Consider the following 16,972-nt stretch of genomic DNA (forward strand, 5'->3'; position numbering starts at 1 on the left):
TATTGGGTTACGATAAGCCCGGTCTGTTAAGCATGTTCGACATCACGGCAAGGCAACCCGTAGTTATTCTCCAACTTGTCGCCTTTTCTAAGCAGTCGAATGGTCACAATTATTAAACCCACGAAGGGTAGCGCATACCACAGGATATAAGCGCCCGTCGTGTTCACATCGTGAAGCCGCCTAAATGTTACAGATAGCCGGGGGATGATCATAAGTACAACGTAAACACCCAGCGGGATATAAAACCACCTACTGTAGGCAACCCCGGCCCAGCCCGCTACTACAATTGAGCCGTACATCAGCAGCCAGTCTAAAACTGCAAACGCCCAATACTCCCTTCTACAAGCGCGCCCGCTGAAGTTGGCATAGTTTTTTATTGCCTGAAAACACCAGTGCATCCTTAACTCCCTACTCGATCCGTTTTCTTAGTGTGTGTGCTCACGGGAAGGCACGCGATGCATCCTATAAATGCCTTGAAAACCGAACTGTAGGATTAAGCTTAAATAACTTTTCAGTCTGTATTCGATGCGAACTAATCAGCGCTTAACGGCTCGCCAGACTCTGCCAACTACTCGCACGACGACCAACACCACCGCCCCTGCAACAACCCCCGCCACCCCATTCAGCAGCGTCGGCACCAACCACGCCACCCCGCCTGCGCCCTGGCTGACCGTCTCGATCCAGTGATGCACCACCGGCACGCCGTGGGTGAGAATCCCGCCACCCACCAGGAACATCGCCGCCGTACCGATCACCGACAGGCTCTTCATCATGTACGGCGCCGCGCGCAGGATGGCGCCGCCGATGCTGCGGGCCGCCTGGCCAGGCTTCTGAGTGAGCCACAGGCCCAGGTCATCCAGCTTGACGATGCCGGCCACCAGCCCGTAGACGCCCACGGTCATGACGATGGCAATGCCGGACAGCACGATCACCTGCTGCATCAAGGGCGCATCGGCCACGGTGCCGAGGGTGATGGCGATGATTTCGGCGGAGAGGATGAAGTCGGTACGGATGGCGCCTTTGATCTTGTCCTTTTCGAAGGCCACCAAGTCGGTTGCCGGGTCCGAGACCGCCTCGACCAATTGCACATGTTGCGCATGATCTTCGTCCTGGCTGTGCAGGAACTTATGCGCCAGCTTCTCGAACCCTTCGAAACACAGGTAGGCACCGCCGAGCATCAACAACGGCGTCACCGCCCACGGTGCAAACGCGCTGATCAATAAAGCCGCTGGCACCAGGATCAACTTGTTGACGAAGGAACCCTTGGCCACCGCCCACACCACGGGAATTTCCCGCTCGGCACGCACGCCGGAAACCTGTTGGGCATTGAGGGCGAGGTCATCACCCAGGACGCCAGCGGTCTTCTTTGCCGCCATTTTTGTCATCAGGGCAACGTCATCGAGTACTGCGGCGATATCGTCGATCAACACCAACAAGCTGCTTCCTGCCATGAATCGGGCTTCCGTAAGAGTGGGATGAGGCGAGCATAGCGCGGCGCAAGGCCCTGCGGGCAGATTGTTGAGGCTCGCAGATGGCCGGTGCTACCATGCGCAACCGCCAGTCTTGGCAAGGAAACTCCAGGTTTATGAGCACCATTCGCGAGCGCAACAAAGAAAAGATCCTGCGGGCGGCCAGCGAGGAGTTTGCCGACAAAGGCTTCGCCGCGACCAAAACCAGCGATATCGCCGCCAAGGCCGGGCTGCCCAAGCCCAACGTCTATTACTACTTCAAGTCCAAGGACAACCTCTACCGCGAGGTGCTCGAGAGCATTATCGAGCCGATCCTGGCCGCTTCCACGCCGTTCAATCCGGATGGTGAACCCTCGGTTGTGCTGAGCAACTATATCCGCTCGAAAATCCGTATATCACGCGACCTGCCGTTTGCTTCCAAAGTCTTCGCCAGCGAAATCATGCACGGCGCCCCGCACCTCAGCGCCGACCAGGTCGAACAGCTCAACGCCCAGGCCAAGCACAACATCGCCTGCATCCAGGACTGGGTAGATCGCGGCCTGATTGCGCCGATTGATCCCAACCACTTGATGTTCAGCATCTGGGCGGCCACGCAGACGTATGCGGATTTCGACTGGCAGATCTCGGCGGTGACCGGGAAGGCCAAGCTGGATGAAGCGGATTATGAAGCGGCGGCGCAGACGATTATTCGGTTGGTGCTCAAGGGGTGCGAGCCGGACTGATACACCGCGGGGCCTGTGCCCTCCCAGACACATCCTGCCAAAAGCCTGCCAATCAGCATCAGCCATCGAGATCTAGCCTCTCAGGACACCATCTGAAGAGAGGCCAAGGAATGCCTGATCTAGCCACCTCACACCGCCTGCGTATCGGGCGGTTCAGCGAACCCAATCGCATCTATCTGATCACCACCAATACTCACGAACGTGTGCCGATATTCAGTGACTTTTACCTAGGCCGATTAGTGGTCTGGCAACTCAGACTCGCTCAGTCTCAAGGGCTGGCAAACTCTTTGGCCTGGGTAGTGATGCCAGACCATTTCCACTGGTTGATCGAACTACAAAAAGGCTCACTAGGCGATTTGATGTGCCAGGTAAAATCCAAAAGCACCCGAAGCGTGAACGGTGCTTCTGGTCGCAGAGGCAGGCTTTGGCAAACCAGCTTTCATGACCGCGCGCTGCGTAAGGAAGATGATCTGGTGAAGATGGCCCGGTATGTGGTGGCCAATCCTCTGCGGGCGGGGCTGGTGAAGCGGATTGGCGACTATCCGCTGTGGGATGCAGTTTGGTTGTAGGGGCGAGACCGAGTTGCCCCCTTCGCGAGCAAGCCCGCTCCCACACTTGATCGAGTTCCAGCATGAGAATGCGGTCCAATGTGTGGGGGCTTGCTCGCGAAGGGGCCAGAAAAATCAGCAAAAAACTAGGCAGACACCCCCGCATCCGCCATCAACCCCACACCCTCGATCGCCGTGATCGCACACTGCTCATCAATGTCCGACGTATCCCCGCTGATCCCGATCGCCCCCAGCACCGCGCCTTCCTGATTTCGAATCAATACCCCACCCGGCGCAGGCACCACGCTGCCCTGCCCCAGGCTGTTCAGCGCAGCGATAAACGCCGGGCGCTGCTGCGCATCCAGTGCCAGCAGGCGCGAGCCCTTGCCAAGGGCAATTGCGCCCCAGGCCTTGCCGATGGCGATCTGCGGTCGCAGCAGGCTGGCGCCGTCTTCGCGTTGCAGGGTGACCAAGTGGCCGCCACTGTCGAGCACGGCGATGGTCAGGGGTGCAGCGGAGACGGTGCGCCCTGCACTGAGGGCCTGGCTGGCCAGTTGGGTGGCGAGTTTCAAGGTTAAAGCGCTCATGGTGCCGTCCTTCTTTTGTTATTGGGAAAGCGGTGGAGGTCTGAATGATCAGATGCTCGATCAAACAAATAGAACACAATGACTTTTAATTTTGTATACAATATTTTTGCACAAAGGCTCCATACGTCGAAAAAAGTGCTTCCGACGAACGCAAAGGCCAGATTAGAAAATGCATTGACCTGTGCCGCCCGCCGTGAATACACTTTGTCCAGACACCACTTGTATACAATTACAAAACGCAAGAGGCACCAAAATCATGAGCAAAATGAGAGCAATCGAAGCCGCAGTCCTGGTGATGCGCCGTGAAGGCGTAGACACCGCCTTCGGTATCCCAGGCGCCGCGATCAACCCGCTGTATTCGGCCTTGCAGAAAGTGGGTGGCATCGATCACGTCCTTGCTCGCCACGTTGAAGGCGCCTCCCACATGGCCGAGGGTTACACCCGCACCAAGGCCGGCAATATCGGCGTGTGCATCGGCACCTCGGGCCCGGCAGGCACTGACATGGTCACCGGCCTGTACAGCGCCTCGGCCGATTCGATCCCGATCCTGTGCATCACCGGTCAAGCGCCCCGCGCCCGGATGCACAAGGAAGACTTCCAGGCCGTGGACATCACCAGCATCGTCAAGCCGGTGACCAAGTGGGCGACCACCGTCCTGGAGCCGGGCCAGGTGCCCTACGCCTTCCAGAAAGCCTTCTACGAAATGCGCTCCGGCCGCCCAGGCCCGGTGCTGATCGACCTGCCGTTCGACGTGCAGATGGCCGAGATCGAATTCGACATCGACGCCTACCAGCCGCTGCCCCTGGCCAAGCCTTTGGCAACGCGCATCCAGGTCGAGAAAGCCCTGGCGCTGCTGGACCAGGCCGAACGCCCACTGCTGGTCAGCGGTGGTGGCGTGATCAACGCCGACGCCAGCGAACTGCTGGTTGAATTCGCTGAACTGACCGGCATCCCGGTGATCCCGACCCTGATGGGCTGGGGCACCATTCCGGACGATCACCCACAGATGGTCGGCATGGTCGGTCTGCAGACGTCCCACCGTTATGGCAACGCGACGATGCTCAAGTCGGACGTGGTGCTGGGCATCGGTAACCGTTGGGCCAACCGCCACACCGGTTCGGTCGAGGTGTACACCGAGGGCCGCACGTTCATCCACGTCGACATCGAGCCGACCCAGATTGGCCGCGTCTTCGCCCCGGACCTGGGTATCGTGTCCGACGCCGGTTCTGCGCTGACGATGTTCATTGAAGTGGCCCGCGAGTGGAAAGCCGCCGGCAAGCTCAAGGACCGCAGCGCCTGGCTCAATGACTGCCAGCAACGCAAAGCCACCCTGCACCGCAAGACCCATTTCGACAACGTGCCGGTCAAGCCACAGCGCGTGTATGAAGAAATGAACCAGGTGTTCGGCAAAGACACCTGCTACGTCAGCACCATCGGCCTGTCGCAGATTGCTGGCGCGCAGTTCCTGCACGTGTATAAGCCACGCCACTGGATCAACTGCGGACAGGCCGGCCCGTTGGGTTGGACCATCCCCGCCGCCCTCGGCGTGGTCAAGGCCGACCCGAGCCGCAAGGTGGTGGCACTGTCGGGTGACTACGACTTCCAGTTCATGATCGAAGAACTGGCCGTGGGTGCGCAATTCAAGCTGCCGTACATCCACGTGGTGGTGAACAACTCCTACTTGGGCTTGATCCGCCAGGCCCAGCGCGGGTTTGAAATGGACTACTGCGTGCAGCTGTCTTTCGACAACCTCAATGCGCCGGAACTCAACGGCTATGGCGTAGACCACGTGGCCGTCGCCGAAGGCCTGGGTTGCAAGGCCCTGCGTGTGTTCGAGCCAAGCCAGATCGCGCCGGCACTGCGCCGCGCCGAGGAAATGATCGAAGAATTCAAGGTTCCGGTGATCGTTGAGATTATTCTGGAACGCGTGACCAACATTTCCATGGGCACCGAGATCAACGCCGTCAACGAATTCGAAGATCTGGCCCTGGTCGGCAACGATGCGCCGACTGCCATTTCCCTGCTCGATTAAGGAGAACCTTATGCCGCGTTTCGCCGCCAACCTGTCCATGCTGTTTACCGAACAGGACTTCCTTGCCCGTTTCAAAGCGGCCGCCGATGCCGGCTTCCAAGGGGTCGAGTACCTGTTCCCGTATGAATTCAGCTCTGCCGAAATCAAGGCGCAACTCGACGCCCACGGCCTGACCCAGGTGCTGTTCAACCTGCCGGCCGGTGACTGGGCCAAGGGCGAACGCGGCCTGGCGTGCCACCCGGATCGGGTTGAAGAATTCCGTGCCGGGGTCAAGCTGGCGATCGCCTATGCACAAGTGCTGGGCAATACCCAGATCAACTGCCTGGCCGGGATCCGACCACAAGGCATTGATGACCAGACCCTGGAAAAAACCTTCGTCGCCAACCTCAAGTACGCCGCAGAAAAGCTACAAGCCGTGGGCATCAAGCTGGTGATGGAAGCGATCAACACCCGCGACATTCCGGGTTTCTACCTGAACAACACGGCGCAGGCCCTGTCGATTCGCGAGCAGGTCGGCAGCGACAACCTGTTCCTGCAATACGACATCTACCACATGCAAATCATGGAAGGCGACCTGGCCCGCACCATGGCCGCGCACCTGGAAGAGATCAACCACATCCAGCTGGCGGACAACCCAGGGCGCAACGAGCCGGGTACCGGTGAGATCAACTACCGCTTCCTGTTCGAACACCTGGACCGCATCGGTTACCAGGGTTGGGTCGGCTGCGAGTACAAGCCGCTGACCACTACCGAAGCAGGTCTGGGCTGGCTCAAAACCCATAACGCCCTCTAACCAACGCCCCACAACCCCTATGTGGGAGCGGGCTTGCTCGCGAAAGCGGTGTATCAGTCGACGCACCTGTTGAATGAAAGACCTTCGCGAGCAAGCCCGCTCCCACATTTAGACCTCCTGTGTCTGGCAGACCGGGTCAGGTCTGCCCATCGAATAAAAAGAGGCATTGATCATGGCTAAAATCGGATTCATCGGCACCGGCATCATGGGCCAACCCATGGCCGCGAACCTGCAGAAAGCAGGTCACCAGCTGTTCCTCTCCGAACACCACGGCAAGGCGCCGCAAGCGCTGATCGACGCAGGCGCCGTGGCCCTGGCCAACCCGCAGCAAGTGGCGCAGGAAGCCGAGTTCATCATTGTGATGGTGCCCGACACCCCACAGGTCGATGATGTGCTGTTCCGCAAAGACGGCGTGGCGGCAGGCCTGTCGCCAAACAAAGTCGTGATCGACATGAGCTCGATCTCCCCCACCGCCACCAAGGCGTTCGCGGCGAAGATCAACGAGGCCGGCGCGCAATACCTGGATGCGCCGGTGTCCGGCGGTGAAGTCGGCGCCAAGGCCGGTACCCTGAGCATCATGATCGGCGGCGAGCCGCAGACCTTTGAACGCGCCTTGCCGCTGTTCCAGGCCATGGGCAAGAACATCACGTTGGTGGGCGGCAATGGCGATGGCCAGACCGCCAAGGTCGCCAACCAGATCATCGTGGCGCTGAACATCCAGGCGGTGGCCGAAGCGTTGCTGTTCGCCGCCAAGAACGGCGCCGACCCGGCCAAGGTGCGTGAAGCGCTGATGGGCGGATTTGCTTCGTCGAAAATCCTCGAAGTGCATGGCGAGCGCATGATCAAGGGCACCTTCGATCCGGGCTTTCGTATCAACCTGCACCAGAAGGACCTCAACCTGGCCCTGGCCGGTGCCAAGGAACTGGGGATCAACCTGCCGAATACCGCCGGTACGCAGCAGGTGTTCAGCACCTGCACGGCGATTGGTGGCGGCAATTGGGACCACTCGGCGCTGATCAAGGGCCTGGAGCATATGGCGAATTTCTCGATTCGCGATAAATAAACCCGCGACACCCACCTGTAGGAGCCGGCTTGCCGGCGATGGGGCCAGCTGCATTTTGCACCAGGCTTGAGACCGCCATCGCCGGCAAGCCGGGTTCCTACAGGGTTTCATCGTATTTCCAATAATAAGAATCCCCGGGAGCCCGCTTATGTCGGTCGATCCGCAACATCTGCTTCGCGAGCTGTTTGCCACAGCCATCGACGCCGCCCACCCCCGGCAAGTCCTTGAACCCTACCTGCCCACCGACCGCAGCGGCCGTGTGATCGTGATCGGTGCCGGCAAAGCCGCCGCCGCCATGGCGCTGGTCGTGGAGAACTGCTGGCAGGGCGACGTTACCGGCCTGGTCGTCACCCGCTACGGCCACGGCGCGCCGTGCAAGACAATCGAAGTGGTCGAAGCCGCTCACCCAGTGCCCGATGCTGCCGGCCTGGCCGTGGCCCAGCGCGTACTCGCGCTGATCAGCAACCTGACGGAAGACGACCGCGTAATCTTCCTGTTGTCCGGTGGCGGCTCTGCGCTGCTGGCGCTGCCCGCCGAAGGCATCACCCTGGCCGACAAACAGGCCATCAACAAAGCCCTGCTCAGATCCGGCGCGACCATTGGCGAGATGAATTGCGTGCGCAAGCACCTCTCGGCCATCAAGGGCGGCCGACTGGCGAAAGCGGCATGGCCCGCGACGGTCTATACCTACGCGATTTCCGATGTGCCCGGCGACCAAGCCACGGTGATCGCCTCCGGCCCCACGGTCGGCGACCCGAGCACCTCGCAACAAGCCCTGGCGATCCTCAAGCGGTATGGCATCGAAGTCCCCGCCGCGGTTCGCAGTTGGTTGCAGAACCCGGCCTCGGAAACCGTCAAGCCTGGCGACCCGGTGCTCGCCCGCAGCCACTTCCAACTGATCGCACGTCCCCAGCAATCCCTCGAAGCGGTGGCGGTAAAAGTCCGCCAGGCCGGGTTCAGCCCGTTGATCCTCGGCGACCTCGAAGGCGAAGCGCGGGACGTGGCCAAGGTGCACGCCGGCATCGCCCGGCAGATCGTCCAGCACGGCCAGCCGCTGGCGGCGCCGTGCGTGATCCTCTCCGGTGGCGAAACCACCGTGACCGTGCGCGGCAATGGCCGTGGCGGGCGCAATGCGGAATTCCTGCTGAGCCTCACCGACAGCCTCAAGGGCCTGCCCGGCGTGTATGCCCTGGCCGGTGACACCGACGGCATCGACGGCTCGGAAGACAACGCCGGCGCGATCATGACCCCGTGCAGTTACCGGCGCGCCGAAGCCCTCGGCCTGTCGGCCAGCGACGAGTTGGATAACAACAATGGCTACGGCTATTTCGCCGCCCTCGACGGTTTGATCGTCACCGAGCCGACGCGCACCAACGTCAACGACTTCCGCGCCATCCTGATCCTTGAGACTGCCAAACATGACGCCTGACAAGAAGGTCAAAATCCTCGCCACCCTGGGCCCCGCCACAGACGGCATCGACGACATCCGCGAGCTGGTGGAAGCCGGGGTGAACATCTTCCGGCTCAATTTCAGCCACGGCGACCATGCCGACCATGCCCAGCGCTACCAATGGATTCGCCAGGTCGAGCGCCAGCTGAATTATCCGCTGGGCATCCTCATGGACCTGCAAGGGCCGAAGCTGCGGGTGGGGCGTTTTGCCGAGGGCAAGGTGCAGTTGGTGCGCGGCCAGGCCCTGCGCCTGGACCTGGACCCGACCCCGGGCGATCAGCGCCGGGTCAACCTGCCCCACCCGGAAATCATCCAGGCCCTTGAGCCCGGCATGGACCTGCTACTGGACGACGGCAAATTGCGCCTGCGGGTGATCACCAAACATGCCGACACCATCGACACCACCGTGCTGAATGGCGGCGAATTGTCGGACCGCAAAGGCGTAAACGTCCCACAAGCCCTGCTGGAACTGAGCCCACTGACCGCCAAGGATCGGCGCGACCTGAGCTTCGGCCTGGAACTGGGTGTGGACTGGGTGGCACTGTCATTCGTGCAGCGCCCGGAAGACATCCGCGAAGCCCGCGAGCTGATCGGCGACAAGGCCTTCCTGATGGCCAAGATCGAGAAACCCTCGGCCGTGCAGCGCCTGCAGGAAATCGCCGAACTGAGCGACGCGATCATGGTGGCCAGAGGCGACCTGGGCGTGGAAGTGCCGGCCGAGAGCGTGCCGCAGATCCAGAAGGACATCATCAGCACCTGCCGCCAACTGGGCAAACCGGTGGTGGTGGCCACCCAGATGCTGGAGTCCATGCGCTTCTCTCCGGCGCCGACCCGTGCCGAAGTCACCGATGTCGCCAACGCCGTGGCCGAAGGCGCGGACGCGGTGATGCTGTCGGCGGAAACCGCCTCCGGCGAATACCCGCTGGAAGCCGTGCAGATGATGAGCAAGATCATCCGCCAGGTGGAAAACGGCCCGGATTACCAAGCGCAACTGGATGTCAGCCGGCCGAAGGCGGATGCCACGGTATCGGACGCCATCAGCTGCGCGATCCGCCGTATCAGCAGCATCCTGCCGGTGGCGGTACTGGTGAACTACAGCGAGTCGGGCAGCTCCAGCCTGCGCGCGGCGCGGGAACGGCCGGTAGCGCCGATCCTCAACCTCACGCCCAACCTCTCCACGGCGCGACGCTTGAGCGTGGCGTGGGGCGTGCATTCGGTGGTCAATGATCGGCTGCGCCAGGTGGACGAGGTGTGCTCCACGGCGCTGGAGATTGCCCAGGCACAAGGCATGGCGGAGCGCGGGGATACGTTGGTGATCACGGCGGGGGTGCCGTTCGGGCAGCCGGGGTCGACCAATTCGCTGCGTATCGAAACCCTGATCTAGCGCCTGTTCGGGCCCCATCGCGGGCAAGCCCGGCTGCCACATTTTGATCTGCGAACACAGTCAAATGTGGGAGCTGGCTTGCCTGCGATGGGGACAACTCAGTCTCACTGACTAACCACCATGCACAACCCCACCTGCCCCGACTGGGCCGAAGCGCTGCTCAACGGCTTCAGCCAGATCTTCCTGCAACGCCAGCCGCTGTGCGGCCTGCTATGCCTGCTGGCGATCCTGATCGGCGCGCCGACCTTGCTCGGCGGCGCCTTGTTGGGTGGCGTGGCGGGCTTGCTCACGGCCCAGCGCCGGGGCTATCCCAAGGCCGAGCGCCAGGCCGGGCTGTATAGCTATAACGGCGTGCTGCTGGGCCTGTTGATCAGCCAACACTTCACCTGGTCGGCCTTGCTGCCGCCGCTGATCCTGGCGGGCGGTGGCTTGAGTGCTATTTTCACACGGCAATGGTTGAAGCACGCCAGCCAGCCGGATGACTTGCCGGCCTATACCGCGCCGTTTGTCCTGCTCGGCTGGTTACTGATAGGCACAGCGCCTGACAGCACCTTTAGCCTGGGCGAACCCGACACCCTGGCCGCGCTGACCGCGCCCTTCACCGGGCTGGCGCAAATCATGCTGTTGGACCAGCCAGTGGCCGGTGCCTTGATTGCGCTGGGCCTGTGGCTGGCCAACCGCCGCGCCGCCGTATGGGCCTTGGTCGGCTCCACCGCTGGTGTGTTGATTGCGCTGTGGCTGCAAGAACCCGCCAGCGCCCTGCTCGGCCTGCACAGCTACAACCCGGCATTGGCGGCGCTGGCCCTGAGCCAAGTGCGTCGCCACCCCTGGTTGCCGCTGCTCGGCATCCTGCTGGCGATCCTTCTCACCCCAGGCTTCGCCGCCCTGCACCTGCCGGCATTGACCGCACCGTTCATCCTCGCCTGCTGGCTGGTGCGCGCAGGCGGTCGCGTGCTTCAGAAACCCCGCATGGACAGGCCCTTCGAATCCCCCTAGGCTTGCTCGAACTTCGTTTCAGGCGGGATTTATGGACAGCAACAACGACTGGCGCCAGCGGCTCTACGTCATGGTTTTTCAAAGTGACACGGTCGCCGGGCGGCGCTTTGACGGCATCCTGCTGCTGATCATCCTCGCCAGCCTGGTGATCGTGATGCTCGACAGCATCGATCAGATACACCAGAACTACGCCGATGTGCTGGCCTATATCGAATGGGGCTTCACGCTGATCTTCCTGATCGAATACGGGTTGCGCCTGTATTGCTCGCCCAAGCCGTTACGCTATGCCTTCAGTTTTTATGGGTTGGTGGATTTGCTTGCCATCGTCCCCGGCATCCTTGCGCTGTATTACAGCGACGCGCAGTACCTGCTGATCATCCGCATCATCCGGATGCTGCGGATCTTCCGCGTGCTCAAGCTCAGCCCGTACCTCAAGCAAGCCAACTATCTGATGGCGGCGTTGCGCGGCAGCAAGCAGAAGATCGTGGTGTTCCTGGTCAGCGTGTGCACCCTGGTGACCGTGTTCGGCACCTTGATGTACGTGATCGAAGGCCCGGAGCACGGCTTTACCAGCATTCCCAAGGGCATCTACTGGGCCATCGTGACGCTGACCACCGTTGGTTTTGGCGACATCGTGCCCAAGACCCCGCTGGGCCAGGTGATTTCATCGCTGGTGATGATCACCGGTTATTCGATCATTGCCGTGCCCACCGGTATTTTCACCGCCGAACTGGCCAGCGCCATGCGCGGCGAACAGCTGCAGACCGACTGCCCGGTGTGCAACAAAAACAGCCATGAGCCAAACGCGGCCTTTTGTTCGCGTTGCGGCAATGCGCTTTTTAAGAAAGTGGAATAAGCAAAGTGCGTTTTAATCTTTAAACGTCTATGCGACGCCAGCTATAGTCGCTGGCAAATTGCCCTCACTCAATCGACAACCTTCTCGAACAACAAGGAATGAGCAGTGAAAAAACTCGTTAGCGCCTCTCTCCTGGCCGCCGGCCTTGCCCTGGCGGGCGCCGTCCAGGCTGCCCCCGTCACACTGCTCAACGTCTCCTATGACGTGATGCGCGATTTCTACAAGGACTACAACGCTGCTTTCCAGAAGCACTGGGAAGCCGAGCACCCGAACGACAAACTGACCCTGCAGATGTCCTTCGGCGGTTCCAGCAAGCAAGCACGCTCGGTGATCGATGGCCTGCCGGCTGACGTGATCACCATGAACATGGCCACCGACATCAACGCTCTGGTCGACAACGGCAACCTGGTGCCGGACAACTGGGTCACCCGCCTGCCGAACAACAGCGCGCCGTTCACCTCCGCCACCGTGTTTATCGTGCGCAAAGGCAACCCAAAAGCCCTCAAAGACTGGCCGGACCTGCTCAAGGATGGCGTGCAGGTGATCGTGCCCAACCCGAAAACCTCGGGTAACGGCCGCTACACCTACCTGTCGGCCTGGGGCTATGTACTCAAGAACGGCGGCGACGAAAACAAGGCCAAGGCCTTTGTCGGCAAGCTGTTCAAACAGGCACCGGTGCTGGACACCGGCGGCCGTGCCGCCACCACGACCTTCATGACCAACCAGATCGGCGACGTGCTGGTGACCTTCGAGAACGAAGCCGAGATGATCGCCCGTGAATTCGGCCGTGATCAGTTCGAAGTGATCTACCCGAGCGTCTCCGCCGAAGCCGAGCCGCCGGTGTCGGTGGTCGACAAAGTGGTCGAGAAGAAAGGCACCCGCGTGGCCGCCGAGGACTACCTGAAATACTTGTGGTCGCCGGAAGGCCAGGAAATCGCCGCCAACAACTACCTGCGTCCACGTGACCCGAAAGTGCTGGCCAAGTACACCGACCGCTTCCCGAAAGTCGACTTCCTGTCGGTAGAGAAGACCTTTGGCGACTGGCGCACCGTGCAGAAAACCCACTTCAATGATGGCGGCATTTTCGACCAGATCTATTCCGGTCAATAACTGAACCATCCCTGTAGGAGCCGGCTTGCCGGCGATTGCATCACCTCGGTGTACCAGGCATACCGAGGTGCTGCTATCGCCGGCAAGCCGGCTCCTACATTTGTTTTAGGCTCGGCAGTTACATCGGTGGGGTCACGCCATCCCTGCCGGCCGAAATCGCTTGAGCCGTGATAGTCCCATCCGCCCCCTTCGCCGCAAACATCACCACCTTCACCCCCGGCTTGAGCAGGCTGCGATCGCCCGGTTCCAGGTTGACGATCGGCACATCCTCCGGCACCACGATCTTCTGTTCGCCGCCTTTGTATTTCACGGTCAACGTCCGCCCGTTGCTGACCACCAGATCGCCAACGGTGCCGTTGGTCATGCTGCTGCCTTCCTTCAAATCAAATGCGCGATGCCCGTCGCCCGTGCCGGCCATGGCCGGTGGGAACACGTGCACTTCCAGCGCCGTCAGGCTGCCGTCGGCGTTGGGCATGGCGGCGGAGCCGATGTAGCTGCCCGGCTTGATCTCATCGATCTTGGCCAGGGTAACTGCGCGCACCTGGGTGTCCGGAGTGAGGTGCACGATGACCTCCTCACCGCTATTGACCTTGACGTGCATCGCATCGCCCTCCATCGCCGTAATGGCGCCGCGTACACCTACGCGCGGGGCTTCGGCAGCCTGGGCCAGGCCCACGGCCATGGCGGCGGCGAGCGTGGAAGCCAGGAGCATTTTGTTCAACGTGATTTTCATGACCATCAATTTCCTGTTTCGGCAGTTGTGCCTGAATGTATCATCACCCTTCGCGCAGAAAGTTAACGATTCACTCATCATTACCGGGCATGAGTGTTATCACTGCCAGCGGCCTACCCGGGCTAAGGTGTTGTCTTTAGGCTCGCCCCACTTTCCTTCGCTTTTATGAGAACACCATGAACGCTACGTCCCACGCTACAACCACCATGACCCGGAGCATGGTGATGCTGTTCGCGTTTTGCTGCGGTGCCATCGTTGCCAACATCTACTACGCACAACCGATCATTGAACTGATCGCGCCAGACATCGGCCTCACCCCCGCCATGGCCAGCCTGATCGTGTCGCTGACGCAAATCGGCTACGCCCTGGGCCTGTTTTTCCTGGTGCCGTTGGGTGACCTGCTGGAAAACCGCAAGCTGATGATTGCCACCACCGTGCTCGCCATCGCCAGCCTGTTGGGTGCAGCGGTCACCGAGCAGCCGAACCTGTTCCTGCTGGTGTCGCTGCTGATCGGTTTCAGTTCGGTGTCGGTGCAAATCCTGATTCCGCTGGCCGCGCATCTGGCGCCCGCCGAGTCCCGTGGCCGGGTGGTCGGTAGCATCATGGGCGGCCTGTTGCTCGGTATCCTGCTGGCACGCCCGGTATCCAGCGTGGTGGCGGACCACTTCGGCTGGCGCGCGATGTTCATGGCGGCGGCGGCGTTGATGGCGTTTATCAGCGTGGTGCTGCTGATCACCATCCCCAAGCGCCAACCCGACCACAGCGCCAGCTATGGTCAACTGCTGCGCTCCCTCGGCACCTTGCTGCGTGAGCAGCCGGTATTGCGCCAACGAGCGTTCTACCAAGGGTGCATGTTCGCCACCTTCAGCCTGTTCTGGACCGCCGCCCCACTGGAACTGGCGCGCAACCACGGCCTGAGCCAAAGCGAGATCGCCCTGTTCGCCCTGGTCGGTGCGCTGGGTGCGATTGCCGCACCCATCGCCGGCCGCCTGGCCGATGCCGGTCACACCCACCGCGCTTCGCTGCTGGCCATGCTGTTCGCTGCGCTGAGTTTCCTGCCGGCTTTCGTGCACCCGTTGTACAGCGTGATCGGCCTGGCGGTGACGGGCGTGGTCCTGGACTTCTGTGTGCAGATGAACATGGTGCTCGGCCAACGCGCCATCTACGCCCTCGACGCCAACAGCCGCAGCCGCCTGAACGCGCTGTACATGACCAGCATTTTCATCGGCGGCGCCTTCGGCTCGGCGATTGCCAGCAGCGTGTACGAACATGGCGGCTGGCTGGGAGTGATGCTGGTGGGCAGTGCATTCCCGCTGGTGGCGTTGCTGCGTTTTCTGAGTGCTTCCCGTGAGACGTCAGTGGCAACCGCCTGAGGTGTTTGGCGCCCCCTGCCAAAGCCGCCCGCCCGTGAAGTAGGGCAGCTTTGGCTGGGTCATCGCCCAAGAGGACGCAGTGCCATCAAGTACGCGAGGATACCGACCGATAATAGGCTGAGTTCAACTTCATCCCCACAATGTCCCCAGCCCTTATCACCTTAGGACTGTTGACAAGAAAATCGGTGTGCTTGTCTCCATCCAAATCAACGGCAACCCAGTACCGACCGTCTTCACCTGACTTCCTGATGTAGACCTCACCCGCCCTACCCGAGAACCTTTCTACCTGTGTCAACGTGACACCCGACTCTGCAGCCATGTTGGAGATATCAAGCTTGTCCTTGCCACTTACGAAGCCATCCAAGGTATCGAACTTGCGGCAGTTCGATTCAGAAGCAGAATTGTAGGTGTGCGTCTTGCCGTCCCTGGCGTCTTTTGTATTGCCCTCTCTTTTTGTCCTTGGCGTATCGGACGTTGAAGGTGGGGTTGGATCCGTCGCTGTCGGCGTACCTTTGGTTGAGGTCGGCGTGGGTTCGATTGAGATGGCTGGCTCAGGCGTGACCAACAAATCCATGTAATGAATTTTCCCCTTACTTTTCACCTGAAAATCGGGTTTTCCATTCCCTGTCATGTCGATAGACAAACTCCCCTCAGCGGTGCTCTCGTTGTAGCTCAACACGGCATCGCCAGCACGGCCGGTAAAGGCGTCAACCACATAAAGATGTTTCAAGGCAGCGCGATTCAACAACTCGTGCAGGCCTATTTTGTCAGTGCCGCTGACAAAATCCAGAATCTGATCTGGCGACTCTGGCGTGGAATCTGCGGCGCCTTCATAGACAAAAACATCTGCCCCGCCCCCGCCTTCCAGCCTGTCCGCTCCCTTCCCACCCTTGAGGCGGTTGCCCACCTCGTTACCGATCAGGGTGTCATCACCGGAACCACCGACAGCATTTTCCACCGTGACGCCTTTGGCGATGGAAACGTTGTTATTCATGCCTCCGACGTCCGAAAAGGATTCGGCATTCAGGTTGATCTTCTGTTTTTGGCGAAAACCGGAGAAGTCCAGTGTGTCGGTCCCACCGCCGTCCCAAACGTTGAATATAGGTTTGTCCTTGGCGCTCTCAAGACTGTAGAAGTCTCGACCGGTATTGGAATTGAAACCGTAGATCGTGTTGGTTTTTCGAGTATCGGTGTTTGCACCGTATAACCTTTGCACCGCAGCGATATCGTGCATCATGGGGGCAGCGATTTTTTTCCCGCTGTAAGGATGATCGCCAAAAGACGCATCGCGGTAGCTCATGGCGGTGTAGGCGGTTGAGTCCTCCTGATATCTCGGGCCCTCTTCGTGAGGATGCTCAAGGCCAAGGGCATGACCGAGTTCATGGACCGATACCAGATCAAACAGCGTCCCATGCTCCAGCTTTCCATCAGCACCGCCAGTACCGATATTAACCGACCCCACCGAGTTCCCCGTGGGCAGGGACGCGACGCCCCCTCCGTATCCTGGTATGGCTGAGATATTGAGGGAGCCATCACGCCCTTGGGCATTCTCCTTGAACGTCACGTTGGTCACCTCCGCCCAGGACTTGAGACTCTCCCTGATCCGCGACTTCTGATTGGGGGTGAATCTTGAGTCCAACGTATAAGAAAGGTCGACTTTCCCATCGTTGTCTTTATCCCTCCATTTAAGCCCCCTTCGAGTAAGATGTTTCGCGGCCTGATCCGTCGTGTAGGAAGTTTGACCCATCGCCGATTTCAACGCGTGATAATTCAAAGCCCCAGCCGTGCTCGCAACCGTGGGAACATTTGTTGTTTTCATGAACCGCCCTCTGGATTTTCAGTAGCAACAAGACAAC

At 60.5% G+C, this 16,972-nt stretch carries 16 protein-coding genes; 11 read left to right on the forward strand and 5 right to left on the reverse strand.

Annotation, left to right across the window (positions count from 1 at the left end; genetic code table 11):
• Positions 1-26: 26 nt before the first annotated feature.
• Both AC0IYN_RS01365 and AC0IYN_RS01370 read right to left on the reverse strand, forming a co-directional pair.
• Positions 27-398 (reverse strand): DUF805 domain-containing protein, encoded by a 372-nt coding sequence (locus AC0IYN_RS01365; protein WP_406597723.1) that lies wholly within the window; start codon positions 396-398, stop codon positions 27-29.
• A gap of 138 nt (positions 399-536) precedes the next feature.
• The gene (locus AC0IYN_RS01370) at positions 537-1,451 is read right to left on the reverse strand and encodes a DUF808 domain-containing protein (RefSeq protein WP_406597722.1); all 915 of its coding nucleotides are present in this window, start codon (positions 1,449-1,451) and stop codon (positions 537-539) included.
• Between the two features lie 134 nt (positions 1,452-1,585).
• Here AC0IYN_RS01370 and AC0IYN_RS01375 point away from each other — a divergent pair, with 134 nt between their 5' ends.
• On the forward strand, positions 1,586-2,191 hold the full coding sequence (locus AC0IYN_RS01375; RefSeq protein WP_177113576.1) for a TetR/AcrR family transcriptional regulator: 606 nt from the start codon (positions 1,586-1,588) through the stop codon (positions 2,189-2,191).
• Between the two features lie 110 nt (positions 2,192-2,301).
• Positions 2,302-2,760 (forward strand): REP-associated tyrosine transposase, encoded by a 459-nt coding sequence (locus tag AC0IYN_RS01380; protein ID WP_471840328.1) that lies wholly within the window; start codon positions 2,302-2,304, stop codon positions 2,758-2,760.
• A gap of 125 nt (positions 2,761-2,885) precedes the next feature.
• Here the strand turns inward: AC0IYN_RS01380 and AC0IYN_RS01385 are convergent, their stop codons facing one another.
• Positions 2,886-3,326, reverse strand: a complete 441-nt coding sequence (locus AC0IYN_RS01385) for a GlcG/HbpS family heme-binding protein (protein ID WP_406597720.1) — start codon at positions 3,324-3,326, stop codon at positions 2,886-2,888.
• 256 nt (positions 3,327-3,582) lie between these two features.
• Here AC0IYN_RS01385 and gcl point away from each other — a divergent pair, with 256 nt between their 5' ends.
• The 8 genes from gcl (at position 3,583) to AC0IYN_RS01425 (ending at position 13,010) form a co-directional block, all read left to right on the forward strand.
• Positions 3,583-5,358, forward strand: coding sequence for a glyoxylate carboligase (gcl, locus tag AC0IYN_RS01390; protein ID WP_471840330.1), 1,776 nt, complete (start codon positions 3,583-3,585; stop codon positions 5,356-5,358).
• Between the two features lie 10 nt (positions 5,359-5,368).
• Complete coding sequence (hyi, locus tag AC0IYN_RS01395) at positions 5,369-6,151, forward strand: hydroxypyruvate isomerase (RefSeq protein WP_471840332.1); 783 nt, start codon at positions 5,369-5,371, stop codon at positions 6,149-6,151.
• Between the two features lie 172 nt (positions 6,152-6,323).
• Positions 6,324-7,214: a 2-hydroxy-3-oxopropionate reductase gene (locus AC0IYN_RS01400; RefSeq protein WP_406597717.1), complete on the forward strand. Its 891-nt coding sequence runs from the start codon at positions 6,324-6,326 to the stop codon at positions 7,212-7,214.
• Between the two features lie 148 nt (positions 7,215-7,362).
• The gene (locus AC0IYN_RS01405) at positions 7,363-8,643 is read left to right on the forward strand and encodes a glycerate kinase type-2 family protein (protein WP_406597716.1); all 1,281 of its coding nucleotides are present in this window, start codon (positions 7,363-7,365) and stop codon (positions 8,641-8,643) included.
• Positions 8,633-10,048 carry a pyruvate kinase gene (gene pyk / locus AC0IYN_RS01410; RefSeq protein ID WP_471840335.1) on the forward strand — a complete coding sequence of 472 codons (1,416 nt, stop codon included), beginning with the start codon at positions 8,633-8,635 and terminating at the stop codon, positions 10,046-10,048. The genes AC0IYN_RS01405 and pyk overlap by 11 nt, the downstream gene beginning before the upstream one ends.
• A gap of 120 nt (positions 10,049-10,168) precedes the next feature.
• Positions 10,169-11,044, forward strand: coding sequence for an urea transporter (locus AC0IYN_RS01415; RefSeq protein WP_406597714.1), 876 nt, complete (start codon positions 10,169-10,171; stop codon positions 11,042-11,044).
• Between the two features lie 31 nt (positions 11,045-11,075).
• Positions 11,076-11,900, forward strand: a complete 825-nt coding sequence (locus AC0IYN_RS01420) for an ion transporter (RefSeq protein ID WP_406597713.1) — start codon at positions 11,076-11,078, stop codon at positions 11,898-11,900.
• Positions 11,901-12,005: 105 nt separating this feature from the next.
• Complete coding sequence (locus AC0IYN_RS01425; protein WP_406597712.1) at positions 12,006-13,010, forward strand: sulfate ABC transporter substrate-binding protein; 1,005 nt, start codon at positions 12,006-12,008, stop codon at positions 13,008-13,010.
• A gap of 118 nt (positions 13,011-13,128) precedes the next feature.
• Here the strand turns inward: AC0IYN_RS01425 and AC0IYN_RS01430 are convergent, their stop codons facing one another.
• Positions 13,129-13,743 (reverse strand): DUF5666 domain-containing protein, encoded by a 615-nt coding sequence (locus AC0IYN_RS01430; protein WP_457239994.1) that lies wholly within the window; start codon positions 13,741-13,743, stop codon positions 13,129-13,131.
• A gap of 176 nt (positions 13,744-13,919) precedes the next feature.
• Between AC0IYN_RS01430 and AC0IYN_RS01435 the strand changes: the two genes are divergently transcribed.
• Positions 13,920-15,116, forward strand: coding sequence for an MFS transporter (locus AC0IYN_RS01435; RefSeq protein WP_406597710.1), 1,197 nt, complete (start codon positions 13,920-13,922; stop codon positions 15,114-15,116).
• An 85-nt stretch (positions 15,117-15,201) separates the two neighbouring features.
• Here AC0IYN_RS01435 and AC0IYN_RS01440 read toward each other — a convergent pair whose 3' ends face one another.
• Entirely contained in the window at positions 15,202-16,935 is a 1,734-nt protein-coding gene (locus AC0IYN_RS01440; RefSeq protein ID WP_406597709.1) for a M10 family metallopeptidase C-terminal domain-containing protein, read from the reverse strand.
• Between the last annotated feature and the right edge of the window lie 37 nt (positions 16,936-16,972).

Source organism: Pseudomonas sp. AC112 (genome assembly GCF_979253545.1).

What these genes read in the sequence shown, in the direction of transcription:
- AC0IYN_RS01365 (WP_406597723.1), bottom strand. Translation starts at nt 398, where the DNA reads ATGCACTGGTGTTTTCAGGCAATAAAAAACTATGCCAACTTCAGCGGG.
- AC0IYN_RS01370 (WP_406597722.1), bottom strand. Translation starts at nt 1,451, where the DNA reads ATGGCAGGAAGCAGCTTGTTGGTGTTGATCGACGATATCGCCGCAGTA.
- AC0IYN_RS01375 (WP_177113576.1), top strand. Translation starts at nt 1,586, where the DNA reads ATGAGCACCATTCGCGAGCGCAACAAAGAAAAGATCCTGCGGGCGGCC.
- AC0IYN_RS01380 (WP_471840328.1), top strand. Translation starts at nt 2,302, where the DNA reads ATGCCTGATCTAGCCACCTCACACCGCCTGCGTATCGGGCGGTTCAGC.
- AC0IYN_RS01385 (WP_406597720.1), bottom strand. Translation starts at nt 3,326, where the DNA reads ATGAGCGCTTTAACCTTGAAACTCGCCACCCAACTGGCCAGCCAGGCC.
- gcl (WP_471840330.1), top strand. Translation starts at nt 3,583, where the DNA reads ATGAGCAAAATGAGAGCAATCGAAGCCGCAGTCCTGGTGATGCGCCGT.
- hyi (WP_471840332.1), top strand. Translation starts at nt 5,369, where the DNA reads ATGCCGCGTTTCGCCGCCAACCTGTCCATGCTGTTTACCGAACAGGAC.
- AC0IYN_RS01400 (WP_406597717.1), top strand. Translation starts at nt 6,324, where the DNA reads ATGGCTAAAATCGGATTCATCGGCACCGGCATCATGGGCCAACCCATG.
- AC0IYN_RS01405 (WP_406597716.1), top strand. Translation starts at nt 7,363, where the DNA reads ATGTCGGTCGATCCGCAACATCTGCTTCGCGAGCTGTTTGCCACAGCC.
- pyk (WP_471840335.1), top strand. Translation starts at nt 8,633, where the DNA reads ATGACGCCTGACAAGAAGGTCAAAATCCTCGCCACCCTGGGCCCCGCC.
- AC0IYN_RS01415 (WP_406597714.1), top strand. Translation starts at nt 10,169, where the DNA reads ATGCACAACCCCACCTGCCCCGACTGGGCCGAAGCGCTGCTCAACGGC.
- AC0IYN_RS01420 (WP_406597713.1), top strand. Translation starts at nt 11,076, where the DNA reads ATGGACAGCAACAACGACTGGCGCCAGCGGCTCTACGTCATGGTTTTT.
- AC0IYN_RS01430 (WP_457239994.1), bottom strand. Translation starts at nt 13,743, where the DNA reads ATGAAAATCACGTTGAACAAAATGCTCCTGGCTTCCACGCTCGCCGCC.
- AC0IYN_RS01435 (WP_406597710.1), top strand. Translation starts at nt 13,920, where the DNA reads ATGAACGCTACGTCCCACGCTACAACCACCATGACCCGGAGCATGGTG.
- AC0IYN_RS01440 (WP_406597709.1), bottom strand. Translation starts at nt 16,935, where the DNA reads ATGAAAACAACAAATGTTCCCACGGTTGCGAGCACGGCTGGGGCTTTG.